Raw genomic sequence first — 19786 nt, 5'->3', positions numbered from 1 at the left:
GGGACGGGCTACCCGGGTGACCCCATCCGGGTGAGGGCGGCCCGTCAGAGCCAGCCGTTGTGGGCGGCGAACACCCCCAGCTGGAACCTGCTGGAGACGCCCGCGCGGTCCATCAGGGTTTCGAGATAGCGGAACAGGGTGCGTCTGCTGACGCCGAGCGAGGCGGCGATCTCGTCGTCCTTGAGCCCGGCGGCGAGCAGGATCAGCAGTTGCCGTTCGACCGGCCGGATCGGCTGGTCGGCCGTCCGTCCTCGCCGGTCGAGCGGGAGCGCCGCGGCCCAGGACGTTTCGAACAGTCCCTCCAGCGCGGAGAAGAGGCTGCACGGGCGCACGACGACGATGGACTGGTTGCGATCGGCCTCGCGGATGGTCAGGGCGATGGTGGCCGCACGGTCGTCGAAGAGCGTCAGTTTCACCGGGAGTTCGGGCAGGAGCCGTGCCTGTTCGCCCGCTCGCAGGCACGGCAGGATGTTCTCGGCGAGATAACCGGGATCGCCGAACGACGCTCCACTGTAGACACAGCGGTAGGTGATCCCGCGCCGAAGTTGCTCCTCCTCCAGCGGATTCCGGCGGCCACCGGTGAAGTAGGGCGGGGAATCGAGACGGCGCACCTGATGTCGCACCGTGGTCGCGAGCCGCCGCAGCCGGGGGATGATGGCGTCGCCGGTGACCACTTCGAGCAGGTCCTGCGCGTTCGGCATCCCCGAATGCGCCCGGCGGAAAGCACGATACGCGGTCTGGACCGCGAGCCGCGCGTCGTGCAGCTCTGCCTGCCGCCGCGTGGTCAGCGCCGTCAGCGCTTCGCTGGGGTTCGCGGGGAGAAACTCGGTGCCGTCCACTCCGGACGGCACCGCGAGTCCGGCGTCGGCCAGCTCTTTCAGCGCCGGCCGGACCGTCTCCGCGTCGTCCAGGCCCTCGGCGGTGACGGGCGCGGACTCGAGCATCCGGAGATAGATCCGGGCGGCGGTCTCGCCGACGCCGAGTCTGCTCAGCTGCTCGGCGAGCCCGTCCGAGGACACGCTTAGATGCCCGAAGTGTTGCGGATCCAGGTGCGGTTCGCCGAGATCGCGGTGTGCGTCGAGCTGTCCACCTTGTTGCCGGCGATGTGCACGCCGACCTGCTTGCCGCCGACGAAAACCGGCCCGCCGGAGTCGCCGCCGTTGGTCAGTCCGTTGCCCCGGCGTGCCTTGATCAGTCCATTCCCGACACTGGTCACCGTCATCCGGGCGACCTTGAGGTAGCGCTGCAGGTCGCCGTCTTCGTTGTAACCCCAGCCATAAACGTATTCTGTGTCGCCGACGGCGACGGAGGTACCAAGGGACGCATAGGTCGTGCTCACCGAGCGGTCGAGCCGCAGCAGTGCGATGTCGGCGCCGCTGGAGGGCGTGTAGATGTCGGTCACCACGGCGTACGTCCCGGCCTGGTGGTCGACATCGCCCACCCGCACCGAGTAATCGGCGCCGGGCTCGTCGACACAGTGCTCGGCGGTGAGCACCCAGCGGGCGCTGATGATCGAACCGGAACACCACTGACGGCCGTTCTGTTCGATCATGGCCGCCCACGGGCCGGATTGGGCGTATTCGCCGTCGATGATGGGGGCCGCGCCGGCGGCCGGAGCGACCGTCGTGAGCCCGGCCGCGCACAGCAGGGCGGTGAGGAGACCTCGGATGCGCATGGGTGCCTTCCAATGCAGGGGAATCGGGGAAAGCGACGGATCATCCGTTCACGGCCACGGCGGATCACCAGGGATCGCCCGGCCGGATCCGTTACCGGTTTTCCCATGCTAGGCAGGCGGATACGGCGGTCGATAGCGACTAAAGACGGGAGAAGGCCGCACCGGACCTGGGCCATCGGCACGACAGTGCCGATGGCACCGATGTGTCACGGAAGAGCCAGGTGCGCCCAATGTGGCATTGGGGACGCTCAACGTCCCCAATGCCACATTGGGCGCACCGAACGAGCCGTCAGCGGCGACGGGGCTTGGGGTCGAGTAGTTCCTCGGCGAGAAGAATGGCCCGATCCGAAAGCGTGACGGACAGCCGCTCGACCGAATCGCCGATCCGGCCCGCTTCCCGGCGCACGCCCTCGCCCACGGGCTTGCTGTGCCGATCGGCGAGTCCCGCGAGCCTGCTCCCGGAGACCAGGACCAGATCGGCGAGGCGCTCACCGAGTTCGGTCAGCCGGTTCGCCGTGCTGCCCGCGCGCCGGGCCACGAGGTCCTCGGTCTCCCGTCGCAGCTCCCGGACGGCGGACCTCGACTCGGTTGTCGTCCCGGTGAGCGCGGACTTCAGGGTTTTCGTCACGTCCATCAGGAATCGACCTCCACGCGGCTTGCCTGGTTTGAGTGTACAGCCGTACTCCCATTTTGCGGAATACACAGTTCACATTCCGTTGTCGCATAACAAATAAGCCCAGAACCGGTGAACGGTCGTGGGCTGAACTACGGACCTGACGGACCGATCAGGCTCGGCCATGAGGTAGGCAGTCGCAAAATTTCTGAAAGATGTCTACTTCTTGCATTCTGTCCCTGGTTTGTTGCATGCTCGTACGGCTCTGGCTCCCTCCCCGCCGTCTCAAAGAAGAGAAGACGCCATGACACGTATGCGCCTGTCCCGGCTCATCGCCGGTTTTCTGGTCACGGGGCTTTCCGTCGCCGGACTCTCCCTCGCTTCCGCCGCGAGCGGACCACCTCCCGATCCCGCCGCCCCACCAGGACCCGCCGCGCTCGCCGAGGTGCCGTTGACCCGCACGGTTTCGGCGAGCAGCGCGCTGCCCGGGTACCCCGTCGCGAACGCCGTCGACGGAAATCAGGAGAGTTACTGGGAATCCGCCAACAACGCGTTCCCGCAGTGGATCCAGGCCGACCTCGGCACGGCCAAAACCCTCTCGCGGATCGTGCTGAAGCTGCCGTCGGGCTGGGAATCCCGGACGCAGACGCTGGCCGTGCGCGGGAGCACCGACGGCGCGGCCTTCACCGACCTCGCCGCACCGGCCGGCTACACGTTCACCCCCGGCTCGAACACGGTCACGATCCCGATGACCGCGTCGGCCCGCTACGTGCGGCTGCAGGTCACCGCGAACACGCGATGGCCGGCCGCGCAGCTCGCGGAGTTCGAGCTGTACGGGCCGGACACCGGTGACACGCAGGCGCCGAGCGCGCCCGCGAACCTCGCGCTGACCGAGCCCGCCGCCGGGCAGATCCGGCTGAGCTGGGCGGCGTCGGCCGACAACGTCGGGGTCACCGGCTACACCGTCTACCGCGACGGCACGCCGGTCACCACGATCACCGGCACCACCTTCACCGAGGCGCGGCCCACCGGGAAGAGGGTCGAGTATTTCGTGCGCGCCAAAGACGCGGCCGGCAACGAATCCGGCGACAGCAACCACGTCGTGCGCTCCGGGACGAGCGCGGGCGCGAACCTGGCGGCGGGCAAACCGATCGAGGCCACCTCGGCGGTCCACTCGTTCGTTCCCGCCAACGCCAACGACAACAACACCGCGACGTACTGGGAATCCGCCGCGGGCCATCCGAACTCGCTGACGGTGAAGCTCGGGACCGACGCGGACGTCGACTCGGTCGTGGTGAAACTCGATCCGGACGCGATCTGGGGTGCGCGGACGCAGAACTTCGAGGTTCTCGGCCGCACGCACGGGGCCACCGCGTTCACCGCCCTGTCGGCGCGGGCCGATCACCGCTTCGACCCGGCCACCAACCAGAACTCGGTGGTCATCCCGGTCAGCGGACGTGTGTCGGACGTGCGCTTGCAGTTCTTCGCCAACTCCGGTGCCCCCGGCGGCCAGGTCGCGGAATTCCAGGTGATCGGCACTCCGGCACCGAATCCGAACCTGGTCGTCACGGGTACGAGCTGGACGCCCGCCGACCCGACGGAGACCAGCGAGGTCGCCGTGTCGGCGACGGTGAAGAACGTCGGCACCGCGAACGCGGGTGCGACGACGGTGAACGCCGCCCTCGGTGGCACCGTCGTCGGAGAAGCGGCGGTCGGGGCCCTCGCGGCAGGCGCGTCCACCACGGTGACCGTCGACGCGGGAACGCGACCACAGGGCACGTATACCGTGGCCGCGACCGTCGATCCGGCAGGTACGGTGCCCGAGCAGAACGAAACCGACAACACCTACACCTCGCCGACGCCGCTGGTCGTCGCGCAGTCGCCGGGTCCCGACCTCGAGGTCACCGGCATCACCTCGAACCCGCCCAACCCGTCGGCCGGTTCGGCGGTGTCGTTCACCGTCGCGGTGCACAACCGCGGCACGAGCGGCGCGGGCACCTCGGTGACCCGGCTGGCCGTCGGCGGCACCACGCTGACCGGCGCCACCGGCGCGATCGAGGCGGGAGCCACCGCGAACGTCGCGATCTCGGGCACGTGGACCGCCGCCGACGGAGGCGCGACTCTGACCGCGACGGCCGACGCGACCGGCACGGTCACGGAGACCAACGAGGCCAACAACGCCCTCTCACGGGCGATCGTGGTGGGCCGCGGTGCGGCGGTCCCGTACGTCGAGTACGAGGCGGAAACCGCGCAGTACCAAGGAGAACTGCTGGTGGCGGATCCGCTGCGCACCTTCGGCCACACGAACTTCGCCACCGAGTCCTCCGGCCGGAAATCCGTGCGGCTGGCGAATCAGGGGCAGTACGTGGAGTTCACGTCGGCGAACCAGGCGAACTCCCTCGTCGTGCGCAACTCCATCCCCGACGCCCCCGGCGGCGGCGGGCAGGACGCGACGATCAGCCTGTACGTCAACGGGACGTTCGCGCGGAAGCTGACACTGTCGTCCAAGCACAGCTGGCTCTACGGCAGCACCGACGATCCCGAAGGCCTGACCAACACCCCGCAGGCCAACGCGCGGCGGCTGTTCGACGAGTCGCACGCGTTGCTGTCGCAGTCGTATCCGCCGGGCACGAAGTTCAGACTGCAACGGGACAGCGGTGACAACGCGGCGTTCTACATCGTCGACCTCATCGACCTGGAGCAGGTCGCCCCGGCGTCGGCGAAGCCCGCGAACTGCACGTCGATCACGGAGTACGGCGCCGTGCCGAACGACGGGAACGACGATTCGACGCCGATCCAGCGCGCGGTGACCGACGACCAGAACGGCGTGATCGGCTGCGTCTGGATCCCGGCCGGGCAGTGGCGGCAGGAGAAGAAGATCCTGACCGACGACCCGAACGTGCCCAACGGAGGCGGCCAGTACAACCAGATCGGCATCTCCGACGTGACGATCCGCGGCGCCGGGATGTGGCATTCGCAGCTGTACTCGCTGACGGAGCCGCAGAACGCGGGCGGCATCAACCATCCGCACGAGGGCAATTTCGGGTTCGACATCGACAAGAACACGCAGATCTCCGACATCGCCATCTTCGGTTCCGGCCGGATCCGCGGTGGCGACGGCGGCGCGGAAGGCGGCGTCGGTCTCAACGGCCGGTTCGGCACCGGCACGAAGATCTCGAACGTGTGGATCGAACACGCCAACGTGGGTGCGTGGGTCGGCCGGGACTACGCCAACCTCCCGGCGCTCTGGGGCCCGGGCGACGGCCTCGAGTTCAGCGGTATGCGGATCCGGAACACCTATGCCGACGGCATCAACTTCACCAACGGCACCCGGAACTCGAAGGTGTTCAACTCGTCGTTCCGCACCACCGGTGACGACTCGCTCGCGGTGTGGGCGAACCAGTACGTGAAGGACCCGTCGCAGGACATCGCGCACGACAACGTGTTCGCCAACAACACGATCCAGCTTCCGTGGCGTGCCAATGGGATCGCGATCTACGGCGGCTACGGCAACAAGATCGAGAACAACGTCGTCCACGACACGATGAACTATCCGGGCATCATGCTGGCGACGGATCACGATCCGCTGCCGTTCTCCGGGCAGACCCTCATCGCGAACAACGCCCTGTACCGCTGCGGCGGCGTGTTCTGGGGTGAGCAGCAGGAGTTCGGCGCGATCACGTTCTTCGCGCAGGGCAAGGACATTCCCGGGGTCGTGGTGCGGGACGCGGAGATCCACGACTCGACCTACGACGGCATCCAGTTCAAGACGGGTGGCGGAGTAGTGACCGCGGCTGTCACGAATGTCAAGATCGACAAGTCGAACAACGGGGCGGGCATCCTCGCGATGAGCGGCGCCCGCGGCAGCGCGACCTTGACGAACGTGACGATCACGAACTCGGCGGACGGCGATGTCGTCCGTGAACCGGGATCGCAGTTCGTGATCAACGGCGGACCGGTGCCGACGGTGGTCTCATCGAGCCGCCGCGGTACGAGATAAAGAAAGTCGTCAGAGGCCGGAGCGGGCGACCGCTCCGGCCTCTTTCATGTCCGGGGGCTCAAACCCGCCACGGCCAGCCGGAACAGCCGGTTCGCCTGTGCGGCCGGATCCGGGTGGTGCTCGGTGGCCAGGACGATGCCGACGATCATCGTGATCAGATCCGCGACGGTGATCTCCGGGGCCACCACGCCGTCGTGGGCGGCCTGCCGGAGCAGCGGGCTTCCGGCGTCCTCGATGGCGGCGGAACAGGAGTTCTCGTGGGTCGGGCCGTCGTAGGCGAGTGCGGCCGCCAGGCCACGGGCGGAGACACAGTAGGTGACGACCTCGTCGAGCCAGGTCAGGAGCGCCTTCCGGCTGTCGTCCTCGCCGGTCAGTTCGGCGGCGCGGGCGCACAGCGCCGCGATCCGTTGCGCGGAGACCGCTTCCAGCAGGGCCCGGCGGGTGGGGAAGTGGCGGCGCACGGTCGCCGAGCCGACGTTGGCGGTGCGCGCGATCTGCTCCAAGGAGGCGCTGGAGCCGTGGGCCGCCACCTCCTCCTCGGCCACCGCGAGGATGCGCGCGTAATTGCGCCGTGCGTCGGCGCGTTGGCCGTCGGACATGTCTTCACCTCGGTGTTTGCTTAAATGGCGGGCCCCGCCATATGGTAGCGGACGATAAGTGGCGGGCCCCGCCACTTAGCTGTCCGAAGGAGCGAACATGTCCTCAGCACCCGTTTTGGTCACCGGCGCCACCGGCAGGCAGGGCGGTGCGACCGCTCGTGCCCTGCTTGCGGCCGGCGTTCCCGTCCGCGCGCTGGTGCGTGACCCCACCAGGGCGAAGGCCGTCGAGACACTCGGCGCCGAACTCGTCGTCGGCGATCTGCACGACATCGATTCCGTGATCCGGGCGGCCAAGGGTGCCCGCGCCGTCTTCTCGGTGCAGATGCCCGGCGTGAGCGCGGAAGGGTTCGACTTCGCCGGAGAGGTGACCCAAGGCGTCAACCTCATCGAAGCCGCGAAAGCGGCCGGAGTGCCGCAGTTCGTGCACACCTCGGTTTCGGGAGCCGGTCAGCACGTGGACGCGGACGGATGGGCCGAAGGGCGCTGGAGTGCGATGGAGCCCACGCTGGGTGCCAAGGCGGCGATCCAGGACCGTCTCCGCGAGGCGGGCTTTCCACAGTGGACCCTGCTCAAGCCGGGCTTCTTCATGGAGAACTTCTTGCCCGACATGAAGTTCCTGTTCCCGCGCGGGGTCGACGGCGGCCTGGTGAGCGTCATCAAGCCGTCGACTTCCCTTTCGCTGGCCGCCGTCGACGACATCGGCACTGCGGCCGCCGCGGCCATCGCCGAACCGGAACGGTTCTCTGGCGTGGAACTCGAGCTCGCGAGCGACTTCCTGACCATGACGGAGATCGCCGGGGTCCTTTCCGAAGTACTGGGCACGCGGCTGCCCGCCCCGGACATGACCGTGGAGCAGGCGGTCGCGGCCGGGATGCCGCCGATGGGCGCTTCGCACGAGTGGCTGAACGTGGTCGGTCAGCCGGGGCGGCCGCGATACGCGCGAGAGCTCGGCATTCCACTCACCGGCTTCGCCGTCTGGGCGCGGAAGTACCTAGCGTAGAGGTGTTTGACAAAGCGGAACGCTGCTCCGTATGTTATGGAACAGTGCTCCGCTTATCGCGGCGCTGTCATGCAAAGGGGAAGACTGACCATGAGCACCACGCCTGTCCTCTCGATCGCCCCGGTGGTCCTTCCGGCACCGGATCGGGCCGTGGACCTGCGGCTCCGGATCTCCGCGCCGATGACCGGAAGCGAGCTCCCGGTCATCCTGCTGTCACACGGCCAAGGCCCGTCGAACCATCTGTCGTCGCTGAACGGCTACGCCCCGCTCGTGAACTACTGGGCGGCGCACGGCTTCGTCGTCATCCAGCCAACGCATCTGAGCTCGCGGACACTGAACCTGCCGTCCGGCGACCCGGAAGCGCCGCTGTACCAACTATCCAGGGCCGAGGACATGATCCGGATCCTCGACCGGCTCGACGAGATCGAGGACGTCGTCCCGTTTCTGAGAGGGCGGCTGGATCGGGCCAGGATCGCCGTGGCCGGGCACTCGATGGGCGGGCACACCGCGAGCCTTCTGCTGGGTGCGCGGTACACTGATCCCCGTGGCGGTGAGGAGGTCGACGTCGCCGAGCCTCGGATCTCGGCCGGTGTCCTGCTCGCCGCGCCCGGCCGCGGTGGAGACGCCGTCACCGAATTCGTGGCCGAGAACTACACCTTCTTCCTCGGCACCGACTTCTCCGCGATGACGACGCCCGCGCTCGTCGTCGCGGGGGAGAAGGACGCCTCCATCCATCTGACGGTTCGCGGTCCGGAATGGCACACCGACCCGTACTTCCTTTCGCCGGGCCGCAAGACACTCCTCACCCTGGTCGACGCGGAGCATGGGCTCGGCGGGGTGTCCGGCTACGACGTCGCCGAGACGACGGACGAGAACCCCGAGCGCGTGGCCGCGGTGCAGCGCCTCACCTGGGCGTACCTTCGCTCCGAGCTTTACCCGGGAGACAGCGCCTGGCGGGTGGCGTGCGAGGAGCTGGCCGCGGCGCCGGATCCGCTCGGCCGGGTCGAGTCGAAGGATTGAGGGGAGGTGATCCGGTTCGTCAGAGCATCGGGATCTCGGCCCACACCGTTTTGTACCCGGTGCCGGTGTTCACGCCCCACTGCGTGCTGATCGCCTCGACCAGCGCCAACCCTCGTCCACGGGGGCTCGCCGGATCCCGTTTGGCCACGCGGCGCGGCCGCAGGAGCGGGCGGTGGTCGTCGACTTCCACGCGGACGACGTCCCTGTTCGAGGGCAGGGAGACCCTGAGTTCGCAGACGCCGTTCGCGTGTTCGTGCGCGTTGGTGACCAGTTCGGTGGTCAGCAGTTCGGTGTCCGCGATGGTGGCGCGGCCGACCTCGCCGAGCTGCTCTCGCAGCCAGGCCCGTACCTTTCCCAAGGGCGGGGCGATACCGGCGGGGAATTCGTAAGCCTGCCGTGTTCCCGTGATACCCACGCGTGTCTCCTTAGCGGGTTTCCCAGCTTGGCCAAGAGCATGGGTGCAGTCTTCGGGGTACCCAAGGAGGGTGACGTTCACACGCGGGAACGTCCGGCGATCGCGGTGACCCTGATCTCGACCCGCATTTTCGGCGCGCCGAGGGCGGGGACGCCGATCTCCGTCCAGATCGGCGCGCGGTCGCCCATGCGCGCACGGAACTGCTCGACCATCACGCGGTTGTGGACCTCGCCGATGAACCCCGGCGTCTCCGGGACGTGGTACGAGTTCACGGCGATCACATCGCGCCAGGTCGCGCCGGCGGTGGCGAGGGTCCGCTCGACGTTCTCGAAGGCCCGGACGATCTCCTCCTCCAAGTCCGAGGGGAAGTTCAAGTCGTCGTCCCAGCCTCCTTGTCCCGAGATTTCGATGCGATCACCGACGCGCACCGCCTGGCTGTAGCGCATCTCGGCGAGTTGCCGGTCGCCGTATCCGGGAGTGGCGAAGAACTCCGGCTGGGACATGGTGGATCCTCTCGTTGACTTCACGCTTGAAGTCAACGTAGCACGATATGACTTCAAGCGTGAAGTCGTCGGGTTCTGGGTAAGGTTCCGCCATGGCCACCCCGGATCCGGACGAAGCACTGTGGCTGACCCCTGCCGAAAAAGAGGCATGGACCGGCCTGGTCTCCTTGGTCCTCCTGCTGCCCGGGCGGCTGGAGTCGCCGTTGCAGCACGACGCCGGGCTGACGTTGTTCGAATATCTGACCCTCAGTCATATCTCCGAAGCCCCGGAGCGACGACTGCGGATGAGTGAACTGGCCTACCTCGCGAACGGCTCGCTCTCACGCCTGTCCAATGTGGTCAAACGCTTCGAGCAGCGAGGCTGGGTGGAGAGGACACCCGACCCGAGCGACGGCCGATACACCCTCGCCGTGCTCACTGACGACGGCTACGAAGTCGTGGTCGCGGCGGCGCCCACACACGTCCGTTCGGTGCGGGATCTCGTTCTCGATCCCTTGACCGCGGAGGATCAGCAGGCGCTGGCCCGCATCGCCGCCAAACTGCGGACACGGCCGGTCGATCTCGCCTAGGCCAGTACTTCGAGGCAGTCGATTGTGCGCGCGAAGGGACCTTGTGCTCGCGTTCCGGACTCTGGTCCTCTGACGGGGTTCATTTCACGCGAAGAGGGGGAACTCTCGTGTTCAAGAAAATATTCGCGGTCCTGTCGGTGTTTTCGATGGCACTGCTGGGTGTCACGGGAACCGCGCACGCCGGGATCGTGCAATGGTCCGACGGTTACGAATCGAATCCCCATGGCGTCTGGGAGCGGGGAATCCAGGGCGGTGACGGGCATTCCTGGTTCGACATCGGCATGGGAGTGGCGCGGACCGGCAACAACAACGGCTGGCTCTTCGCGGACAACGGCTGGTCGGCGATGAGGACCGCGAAGTCGCTCGGCGGTTTCCCGTCGAATCGATCGAATTGTGCCGCGGCGATCCATGCCGACCCGGTCGGCGGCGGAGCGAACATCGGCCTCGAGATCTGGGATCCCAACGGCTGGCGGAAAATCTCCCACACGGTGAAGTGGATCGACGACCGGGCGGGCTATCGGCTCATCACTCTGGCCAATCTCAATCTGAACGGCGTGGGTACCGTCTATCTCCAGCCGATCTACGGCAACAACGGCGGACCGGCGAAGTACATCCGCTTGGACGACGCGATCATCCAGTGCGTTTACTGACCGGGCGCCACGAGGAGGCCTGATGTCTCGCCGCGGTATCGATCGGCGGGCGACGTTACGACATTCGGTGAATATTCGCTGATGAGCACCGGATGAATTCAGGTTTCACTTCGGTGAGGTGATCACGGAAAATGTAGAACACTTCGGTACCTCTCATGCGGAAGAGTGAGAGGTACCGAAGGCCTTCGGCTGGACGGCGTAACGCGGGCATGGTCCGCGTAGTCCGGATTCGTGGTAACAGCCCGTTGAGCGCCTTGACATGGAGCGTTCGGGTCGCGCGCTAACGAAATACGGATCTTTCCGTCTTTCCAGGAAGCCCACAGGAATTCCGGCTCCGGCCGGGTCTCGAAAGGGAAGTCCATGTCGCGAAGACCATTTTTCGTCGTTCTGACCGCCGTCACGGCGATCCTCGCGTCCACCGCGGTCGCCGCCGCGGCCCCGCCGGGAGTAGACCCGGCCACGGTCGACCTCACCTTCGACGCGGGGCAGAGCACGACCGTGACCAAGAACGTGACGACCTCGGCGGTGCCGCCGAATCCCGACCTCGTCCTGCTCGCGGACACCACGGGCAGCATGGGCGGGCCGATCGGCAACGTACGGTCGAACGCCGATGCCATCACCGGCGACGTGCTCGCCGCCCAGCCGACCGCGCAGTTCGGCGTCGCCGAGTACAAGGACTTCACCGATTCGGTGCCGTTCAAGGTCAACCAGGGCATCACCGGGGACACGACCGCGGTGCAGGCGGGGATCAACCAGTGGACGGCGTCGGGCGGCGGGGACACGCCGGAGGCGAACCTGAACGCCCTCTACCAGCTGGCCTCCGGCGCGGTCGCCTTCCGGCCGGACGGCACCCGCATCATCGCCTGGTTCGGTGACGCGCCCTCGCACGATCCGAGCGGCGGGCACACGCTGGCCCAGACCATCGCGGCGCTGCAGACGGCGAAGATCCGCGTGGTCGCCGTCAATGTCGGCAACCTCGACGCCACAGGACAGGCCACCGCCATCACATCGGCCACCGGCGGTGTACTGCTGAACAACGTCCCGGCCGGTCAGGTCTCCCAGGCCATCCTGGACGGCATCAAGTCCATCGAGGTCACCGTGACCCCGAAGGTGACCAGCTGCGACCCGCAGCTCACGGTCACCAACGATCCCGGCAGCGTCAAGGTGGCCAGCGGCGACGTCGCCACGTTCACCGAGACGATCACGGCGTCGGCCGGCGCCGCTCCCGGCACCTACCAGTGCGTCGTCGACTACCAGGTCGACGGCGTGTCGCGTGGGTACATCGAGACCACGACCGTGCGCGTGCTCGGGTTGACCATCGACGACGTGACGGTCAACGAGGGGTCCGGGGGAGCGCAGGTACCGGCGACGTTCACGGTGTCGCTGCTCGGCGGTCCCAGCCCGAATCCGGTGACGGTCCAGTACGCGACGGCGAACGGCACCGCGACGGCGCCTGCCGACTACGCGGCGGCGAACGGGACCGTCACGTTCGCACCGGGACAGACGACCAGACCCGTGACGGTCCTGGTCAACCCGGACACCGTCGACGAACCGAACGAGACCTTCACGGTGAACCTCTCGGCCCCGTCGGGCGCCGGTCTCATCGACGCGACCGGGGTCGGCACGATCGTCGACGACGACCGTGACGGCGTCTTCTCCTGCACGGGTACCGGGGCGAACGTCCTCGGTGTGACCGCGGCGCGGGCCAACCCGGCGAATCTGCCTTGTGCCGACGACAGCAGCACCGTCGCCGCCGCGACGCTCAACGCCGGCCTGATCAAGGTGGAGACCAAGGTGCTGACCGCGTCGACCGACCTCACACCGGACGACCAGTCGGCGGCTCCGGCCGCGGGCGACCGCGCGCTGGCGTCGGCCAAGATCGACAAGACGGTGATCAGCACGCTCGGGCTGACCGTCGAACTCGGCGTGATCCAGTCGCAGGCCACGGCGACCTGCCAGCCGTCGGCGGGCGGGCTCGCCCCGGTCCTGGCGGGCAGTTCGAACGTCGCCTCGCTGAAGATCAACGGCGAGTCGATCACGGTGGGCTCGGCGCCGCTGACCATTCCGCTGGTCATCGGCTCGCTGAAGCTCAACGGCCAGACCGTGGCGAACGGTGTCGTGAAGCAGCAGGCCGTCGCACTGGACACCGTGCTCGCGAAGATCGTGCTCGCGGAGTCCCAGGCCGACGTGCACGGAACCTCGGCGCATCCGGCGGGCAACCCCTGCCGTCGCTGAGCCGGTGAGTCCCGCCGGGGCGGACGGATCCTCGTCCGCCCCGGCGGTTTCGCTCAGGGGAGGGCTTTCACCGCGGCCGCGGTGGCGTCGGCCAGGAGCTTGTTGTCGATCTTGGCGTCCTTCTCCGACCGGTCGGTCAGTACCGAGATGACGATCGGGGCTCGGTTCGGCGGCCACACGACCCCGATGTCGTTACGCGTCCCGTAGGACGCCGTACCGGTCTTGTCGGCGACCGGCCAGCCAGGCACCCCGGCGCGGATGTTCTGGTCGCCGGTCGTGCTGGCCCGCATCATGTCGACCAGGATCTTGCGCTTGTCCTCGGGAAGGGCGTCGCCGAGGACGAACGCGCGCAGGCTCACGGCGAGAGCGCGGGGCGTGCTGGTGTCCCGCGGGTCGCCGGGCGCGGTGTCGTTGAGTTCGGGTTCGATCCGGTCGGCGTGGCTCGTGGTGTCGCCGATACCGCGCAGCACCGCGTTGAGACCTTCGGGGCCGCCGAGTTCACGGAAGAGCAGGTTGCCGCCGGTGTTGTCGCTGTACCGGAGGGTCGCGTCCATGACGGCGCGCAGCGGCAAGCCCGTGCCGGCGTGCTTTTCCGTGACCGGCGAATTGACGACCACGTCCTTTTGGCCGTAGGTCACCGTGCGGTCCAGGTCGGCGATCGACGTCCGCCGCAGAACACCGCCGGCGCTGAACACCTTGTGCGTCGAGGCGTAGGCGAACCGTTCGTCGGCGCGGAAGGCGACTTCGCGGCCGTTCGCGGTGTCCACCGCGTACACCCCGAGACGGGCGCCGAAAGCACGTTCGAGCTGTTCGAAGCCGGCTCGGTCGGCCGAAGCGGCCGGAGTGGCGGCGGGCGGCTGCGCGGGAGCGGGAGTGGAGCACGAGGCGAGTGACACGACCGAGAGCGCCAGCAGGGCGGCCCAGCGGCGAGAAGTGACGGACACGGCGATTCCTTTCAAGATCGTTCGATGTCCGCAGTCTGTCCAGCGCCGGTCATGCTGTCCAAGACACTAATGACCGCTTCCATGCGTAATCCGCATAGTATGTGGTCGTGGACCTGATCGGCAGTTGCCGGGCGTTCGTGAGCGTGAGTGAGGCCGGAACCTTCACCGCGGGAGCCGCGATCGCCCGCATTCCCCAACCGGTGGCGAGCCGCCGGATCGCCGCGCTGGAGCGGCATTTCGGCGAGCGGCTGTTCGACCGCTCCACCCGGCGCGCCCGGCTCACCCCGTTCGGCCGGGACATGCTGCCGTCGGCGAAACGGCTGGTCACGCTGGCCGACGCCATGGAGTACGACGCGCAGCGCGCCAAACTGCGGCCGCTGCGGCTGGCGATGCCGGAGACCTGCACCGTCCGCGAGCTCGCCGAACTCGACGCGGCGGCGCGAGCGCTCGACGTCTTCCTGGAGTTCCGGCAGGCCCCGCCGAGGGAGCGGGCGGAACTCGTGCGTACGCAAGAGGTCCGCGCGGCGCTCACGGTCGTCCCCGCCGAAGAGGGCTTGTGGAAGGTGCCGCTCGGCCTGGCGAGCGGAGGGAAGCCGCGGGCAGGCGCCCTGCATCTGGAAACGCTGCGGGTCGGCCGGTCCGGCCGTACGCCACGCCGGGTCTGGATCCAGCCCGAGGACGACGTGCCGCATATCCGCGACCGCCTGTTCCGGATCCGCGACTCGGTGGGGCTGCGGCCCGCGCAGGTGTCCGTCGCCGATTCGCTCACCGCGGCCGCGGCGGCCGTGTTCGGTTCGGACGATCTGTTGTTGTGCTCGCCCTCCCAGGCTGCCGAACTCGGCTTGGCCTGGCGGCCCCTCGGTGAGATCCGGCTCGCGCGCGGATTCGAGATCACGGCGGGGCTCGGCGAGGACGCGCAGCGGCTCCGGGCACGATTGTGGCCGGACATCGCCCGATGTCTCGGCGCGGAGGAGACGGCATGAACATCGAAACGCTGCGCGCCGAACTGGCCGACGGCGGCCTGCGCGGTTCGTTCCTGGTGCGGGATTTGCGGACCGGATACGAGATCGGCATCGACCCCGACCTGGAGTTCCCGAGCGCGTCGCTGGTGAAGATCCCGCTCGCCGCGGCGACCCTGGAGCGGATCCGCCGGGGCGAACTGGACGGTTCGGCGCGGATCGACGTCCAGCCGGGGCGGGCCACCGCGCCGGGACCGACCGGGCTGACCCGGTTCCGGCATCCGGCAAGGGTGGCGATCGACGACCTGCTCTACCTGAGCATGGCCATCAGCGACGAGACCGCGGCGGACACGCTCTTCGCGCTGACACCGCCGGCCGAGGTCACCAGGATGACGCGCGAATGGGGCGTTTCCGGGATCACCGCGCGGCATCCGGCCGCGGACCTCAGCGACACCCCCGCCGAACGGTTCGACCCCACGGACGTCCACCTCGCGCACGCGCTCGCGATCAACGCGGGCACCGCCGGGCAAGGCCATCCCGTTCCGCAGCTCGACGTCACGCGCGCGAGCTCCGGTTCGGCCCGCGCGTTCGTGAACCTGCTCGAAGCGCTGTGGAAACCGTCCAAAGTGGACGAAGAAGTGGCGGCGCGGGTGCGCGAGCTCATGGGACTCAACCTGCTGCGTCAGCGGCTGAGCCCCGATTTCGTCTCCGACGCCACGAAATGGTCGTCGAAGACGGGCACCGTGCTGAACCTGCGGCACGAGGTCGGGGTGGTCGAACACGCCGACGGCGGGATGTACGCGATCGCCGCGCTGACCGCGTCCCGGGTGCCCGCGGCGATCCAGCCGGAGGCCGAAGTCCTGATGGCCCGGGTGGCGCGGGCGTTGCGGGACCACCTGCGCCGTGAGCGCCCTTCAATCACGTGAGTTACGCCGCGAGTTACGCCGGAGCCGCGCGGTGTCGAGATCCTGCCATGTCGGGTATCCGCCAGCTCCCGGCCGTGTGGGAAACCTGATCACCCGTCTTTACTTCACGTACGGACGTCGGGGGCTCCTGTCGAAAGGGATCATGGTGATCGGTAGTACGAGAAAGACGCGGAGAGGCACGGTGGCCGTGGTCGCCGGCGCGTTCCTGGCCTCGGGCCTGGTGCTGGCTCCCGCCGCGGGTGCGGCTCCCGCGGCCAAGGCCGACCCGGACACCGCGGCGCTCGCCGGCGCGCTGGCCAAGCAGACCGTGGCCTGGGGCGAGTGCTCGTTCCCCTCTGTCGCGCCGGCTACGGAAGCGGAACTCAAGAAGGTCAAGGGCCTCGCCTGCGCCACCATCCAGGTGCCCCGCGACTGGCGCAACCCGCAGGACGGCAACACGATCGGCGTCCGCGTCTCCAAGACCGCGACCGCCTACCCCGGCACCGGCAGGCAGGGCATCGCGCTGGTCAACCCCGGCGGCCCCGGTGGCGAGGGCCTGCCGTGGGGCGCCGCGATGGCGATGCGCAGTCCCGTGCTGGCCTCGCAGTACGACTTCGTCGGTTTCGATCCCCGCGGTGTCGGCCAGAGCACTCCGCTGACCTGTAGCTACACCGTCCCGGACAGCACGGATCAGAACGTGATCAGCCGGGCGAAGGTCGAAGGCTGCCTGAAGAACCCGCTGACGAAGTTCATCACCACCGAGCAGACCGCGTACGACATGGACTTCGTCCGGGTGCTGCTCGGGGAGAAGAAGACCAGCTACATCGGTTACTCGTACGGCACGTGGCTGGGCACTTGGTACGCCACGACGTTCCCGAGCAAGGCGCACCGGTTCCTGCTCGACTCCTCGACCGACGCGAGCCGTTCGACGCTGGAGAAGACGTGGGACCTCCAGCCGCGCAGCCGTGACCGCCAGTTCCAGGAAGCACTGCTGCCCTACATGGCGCGCAACGACGCCAAGTACAAGACGGGCACCGACCCGCTCGAGATCCGCCGCGACTGGGAGAAGGCGGGCGGCACCCGGGAGTTCGCGGGCATGCTCTACGCCGCGTGGTTCATCATCCCGGCGATGTACGACACCTCCCAGTACCCGTCCGCGGCCTCGATGGTGGCCGCGCTCGCGAAGGGACCGGCCCCCACCGGGACCGACGCGGAGAAGCTGGAGCAGGTCGTCGCGAAGGCACTGACCACGCCCGGTCTGACCGACGCGAACAAGGCGTTCCTGAGCAAGGCGAAGGGCAACGCTCTGGAGGCCATCGCGAAGAAGGACTCAGTGGAGCGCAAGGCTTCCTACCAGGGTGGGGCCGAGGTCGAGACCTGGGACGCGGCGTTCGAGGCGATCCGGTGCCAGGACGGTCAGTGGAACCAGAACCTGCACTACTGGAACTACTGGCAGGCCGACCTGACCGTGAACGCGCCGTTCATCGCGCCGATCATGGCCCTCTCGGGTGCGCCGCTGTGCGCGTTCTGGCCGACCACCAACGCCAAGCCGGCGCCGGAGGCGAAGACGTTCCCGAAGCTGCTGATCGCGCAGACCGAACTCGACGCGGCCACGCCGTACGAAGGCGCGCTCGCCACCGCGAACGGCCTGCCGGGCGCCAAGATGATCAGCGTCGACAACGAAGGCAGCCACGGGATCTTCCCGTACAACACCGACTGCGTCGACGACCCGATCGTCGCCTACTTCCAGACCGGCCTCACGCCGAAGAAGAAGTTCACCGGCTGCCAGGGGCTGCCCCTGCCGGGTGAGGACAAGACGGCCGAGGTCGGCGGTCACCTCGGGCACGACGGGAAGATCAAGATCAAGATGATCACGCCCCAGGTGCGCAAGGCGAACGAGATCGTCCGTGAGCTGCTCGAAGGCGCCGCGACCCCGGCGGCCGACGAGAAGGGGATGCCCGCCAACGCCTAGTCCCCGAAGGCGCTGAACAGAGGCTTCCGCGAGCCCGATCCGGTTCGCGGGAGCCTCTTCGGCGTGCCTCCAGCGGGATCTGTGATCCTTTCGTTATCGGTTCAGCCGCACGATCCCGGCGCTTTCCCCCTCAAGAGAAGTGAGCGAAAGCAGCGATACCGCGCGGCGTGACATCGATGTCACGCCGGTCGTTCCTGGGGTGGGGGAGGAGAGGCGTCATGCTCGCCGAGTCGCGGGGCCTGTCGATGGAGGCCGAGCAGCTGTACCGGGCCCTGCTGGACGGGCGTCCGATCACTCCCGGAGCCGAGCTGGCCGAGCTGGAGCGGTTCGGTCTGGTCCGGGCGGGCGCGTCCGGGGTCGAGGTGCGTCCGCCGCGTGCGGCACTGTCCGCGTTCGCGGCGCAGCACGAGGCCGCGGCCGTCCGCGCGCGGGAAGTGGCCGAAGTACTCGGCGCCGCCTACTCCCTGCGCACCGGCCGGGACGCGGATTTCGTCGAGGTGCTGCGCAGTCGCGACGAGGTGATCGCCACCTTCGAGGCCATGCAGACGCAGGCGAGCGTGGACGTCGTCGCCCTGGACCCAGGGTCGTACATGAGCCCGAAAGCCGAGGTGAGCACGGTGCAGCCGGGTTCGATGGCGCGGGGCATCGCGTACCGCGTCGTCTACGACTCGTCCGTGCTGCAGGACGATGACGGATTCGCCCAGGTGCAGTCGAGTATCGCACTGGGGGAGCAGGCCAGGGTGTTCCCTAGGCTGCCCTTGAAGCTGGTGATCGCCGACAGCAAGCGGGCGCTGATCGCCGTCCCGAACTCCGACGCCGGTGACGTGCTGGCCCTGCTGATCCATCCGTCGATGATGCTGAGCGCGCTGATCGAGCTGTTCGCATCGTTCTGGCGGATGGGTGTGCCGGTGCGGGCGGGTGGTCCGGACGACGCCGAAGCCACCCAGGAACCGACGGTCGCCACTCGCCGTCTGCTCGCGCTGTTGAGCGGAGGCCTGACGGACGAGGCGATCGCACGCGAGCTCGGCATCAGCGAACGCACGGTGCTCCGGCGGATCAGCCGGTTGCAGCAATTGCTGGGCGCGCAGACGCGATTCCAGCTGGGAGTACAGGCTTCGCGCCAAGGCTGGCTCTGAATCGCGTTTCTGTGGCGTGGGCACCAAGGCCGGCGGCGGGAATTGTCACGTGAGAATGGGGTCGCGTCTCGCGGGTGGTAAGTGTCCTTAGAGCCGACCGTGCCGTCCATTGAGCTGAAAGTCAGGGACCACATCGACGGGTAGTGAGGGCCTCCTTCGCTACCTTGAGGGTAGGGAAGGAGGCCCTCACGGACTCCTGGCTGGGGGTGGGCGCTTCGGAGTACATGAAGGACCCCTTCCTGTACCTAGTGTCACGAGTCGGAAGTTCGGGTGGTAATTCGGTGTGGTGCCGAAGGATCTTGTTTCTTGTTTCGTGCGGTGAAGATGCTGTCGGCTGAGGCTGTGAGCATTTCGCTGACTTCAAGGGAGCCAGGAGGCCTTCATGGCGACGTTCCGGACCGGTCACGGGAGGCCGGCCCCGACTTGAGTGTCCATAAGGGACGCTTTCGGGCGGCGATATGTCCGGTTTGTGGGTAAATGTGCGGTTTTCGATGGGGGTCGTGGGGGGTTAATTTGGTTAGTAACAAACATAAAACACAACCCCAACCCCAAACCCACCACAGGCGCCCGCGCACCCGGGGAGCCCTCCAA

Annotated in this window: 17 protein-coding genes; 10 read left to right on the top strand and 7 right to left on the bottom strand. The window is 68.0% G+C overall.

The features are described 5' to 3' along the window. Window positions 1–44: 44 nt before the first annotated feature. From ACIHAO_RS32645 to ACIHAO_RS32635, 3 genes are all read right to left on the bottom strand, one after another. Complete coding sequence (locus ACIHAO_RS32645; RefSeq protein WP_396564374.1) at window positions 45–1019, bottom strand: helix-turn-helix domain-containing protein; 975 nt, start codon at window positions 1017–1019, stop codon at window positions 45–47. Window positions 1020–1021: 2 nt separating this feature from the next. Then, window positions 1022–1675, bottom strand: coding sequence for a S1 family peptidase (locus ACIHAO_RS32640; RefSeq protein ID WP_396564372.1), 654 nt, complete (start codon window positions 1673–1675; stop codon window positions 1022–1024). Between the two features lie 289 nt (window positions 1676–1964). Continuing rightward, on the bottom strand, window positions 1965–2309 hold the full coding sequence (locus ACIHAO_RS32635; protein ID WP_396564370.1) for a hypothetical protein: 345 nt from the start codon (window positions 2307–2309) through the stop codon (window positions 1965–1967). Window positions 2310–2592: 283 nt separating this feature from the next. On the opposite strand from ACIHAO_RS32635, the gene ACIHAO_RS32630 reads away from it, so the two are divergent. Then, window positions 2593–6288, top strand: a complete 3696-nt coding sequence (locus ACIHAO_RS32630) for a CARDB domain-containing protein (protein ID WP_396564368.1) — start codon at window positions 2593–2595, stop codon at window positions 6286–6288. 44 nt (window positions 6289–6332) lie between these two features. Here ACIHAO_RS32630 and ACIHAO_RS32625 read toward each other — a convergent pair whose 3' ends face one another. Next, a complete protein-coding gene (locus ACIHAO_RS32625) occupies window positions 6333–6887 on the bottom strand; it encodes a TetR/AcrR family transcriptional regulator (protein ID WP_396564366.1) in 555 nt (184 codons plus the stop codon). Between the two features lie 97 nt (window positions 6888–6984). Here ACIHAO_RS32625 and ACIHAO_RS32620 point away from each other — a divergent pair, with 97 nt between their 5' ends. Together ACIHAO_RS32620 and ACIHAO_RS32615 are read left to right on the top strand one after the other, a co-directional pair. Then, window positions 6985–7887, top strand: coding sequence for an NmrA family NAD(P)-binding protein (locus tag ACIHAO_RS32620; RefSeq protein WP_396564364.1), 903 nt, complete (start codon window positions 6985–6987; stop codon window positions 7885–7887). Window positions 7888–7956: 69 nt separating this feature from the next. Continuing rightward, window positions 7957–8907, top strand: a complete 951-nt coding sequence (locus ACIHAO_RS32615) for an alpha/beta hydrolase family protein (protein WP_396564362.1) — start codon at window positions 7957–7959, stop codon at window positions 8905–8907. 19 nt (window positions 8908–8926) lie between these two features. Here ACIHAO_RS32615 and ACIHAO_RS32610 read toward each other — a convergent pair whose 3' ends face one another. Continuing rightward, on the bottom strand, window positions 8927–9322 hold the full coding sequence (locus ACIHAO_RS32610) for an ATP-binding protein (RefSeq protein ID WP_396564360.1): 396 nt from the start codon (window positions 9320–9322) through the stop codon (window positions 8927–8929). A 77-nt stretch (window positions 9323–9399) separates the two neighbouring features. Next, window positions 9400–9825, bottom strand: coding sequence for a RidA family protein (locus tag ACIHAO_RS32605; protein ID WP_396564358.1), 426 nt, complete (start codon window positions 9823–9825; stop codon window positions 9400–9402). A gap of 92 nt (window positions 9826–9917) precedes the next feature. Here ACIHAO_RS32605 and ACIHAO_RS32600 point away from each other — a divergent pair, with 92 nt between their 5' ends. The 3 genes from ACIHAO_RS32600 (at window position 9918) to ACIHAO_RS32590 (ending at window position 13279) form a co-directional block, all read left to right on the top strand. Next, on the top strand, window positions 9918–10394 hold the full coding sequence (locus ACIHAO_RS32600) for a MarR family winged helix-turn-helix transcriptional regulator (RefSeq protein WP_396564356.1): 477 nt from the start codon (window positions 9918–9920) through the stop codon (window positions 10392–10394). Between the two features lie 107 nt (window positions 10395–10501). Continuing rightward, the gene (locus ACIHAO_RS32595; RefSeq protein ID WP_396564354.1) at window positions 10502–11044 is read left to right on the top strand and encodes a hypothetical protein; all 543 of its coding nucleotides are present in this window, start codon (window positions 10502–10504) and stop codon (window positions 11042–11044) included. A gap of 360 nt (window positions 11045–11404) precedes the next feature. After that, window positions 11405–13279: a Calx-beta domain-containing protein gene (locus ACIHAO_RS32590; RefSeq protein WP_396564352.1), complete on the top strand. Its 1875-nt coding sequence runs from the start codon at window positions 11405–11407 to the stop codon at window positions 13277–13279. 53 nt (window positions 13280–13332) lie between these two features. Here ACIHAO_RS32590 and bla read toward each other — a convergent pair whose 3' ends face one another. Then, entirely contained in the window at window positions 13333–14223 is an 891-nt protein-coding gene (gene bla / locus ACIHAO_RS32585) for a class A beta-lactamase (RefSeq protein WP_396564350.1), read from the bottom strand. Between the two features lie 101 nt (window positions 14224–14324). On the opposite strand from bla, the gene ACIHAO_RS32580 reads away from it, so the two are divergent. The 4 genes from ACIHAO_RS32580 to ACIHAO_RS32565 all read left to right on the top strand — a co-directional run bounded on the left by ACIHAO_RS32580 (window position 14325) and on the right by ACIHAO_RS32565 (window position 19195). Further along, window positions 14325–15206: a LysR family transcriptional regulator gene (locus ACIHAO_RS32580; protein ID WP_396564348.1), complete on the top strand. Its 882-nt coding sequence runs from the start codon at window positions 14325–14327 to the stop codon at window positions 15204–15206. Continuing rightward, window positions 15203–16108, top strand: coding sequence for a serine hydrolase (locus ACIHAO_RS32575; protein WP_396564346.1), 906 nt, complete (start codon window positions 15203–15205; stop codon window positions 16106–16108). The genes ACIHAO_RS32580 and ACIHAO_RS32575 overlap by 4 nt, the downstream gene beginning before the upstream one ends. Window positions 16109–16289: 181 nt before the next feature. Beyond that, entirely contained in the window at window positions 16290–18059 is a 1770-nt protein-coding gene (locus tag ACIHAO_RS32570; RefSeq protein WP_396564344.1) for an alpha/beta hydrolase, read from the top strand. Between the two features lie 218 nt (window positions 18060–18277). Further along, a complete protein-coding gene (locus ACIHAO_RS32565) occupies window positions 18278–19195 on the top strand; it encodes a helix-turn-helix domain-containing protein (RefSeq protein ID WP_396564342.1) in 918 nt (305 codons plus the stop codon). Window positions 19196–19786: the final 591 nt, after the last annotated feature.

Source organism: Amycolatopsis sp. NPDC052450 (assembly GCF_044547565.1).
GTDB lineage: Bacteria > Actinomycetota > Actinomycetes > Mycobacteriales > Pseudonocardiaceae > Amycolatopsis.
Note: the sequence above shows the minus strand (reverse complement) of the source record. Positions and strands in the feature narration are given on the sequence as shown.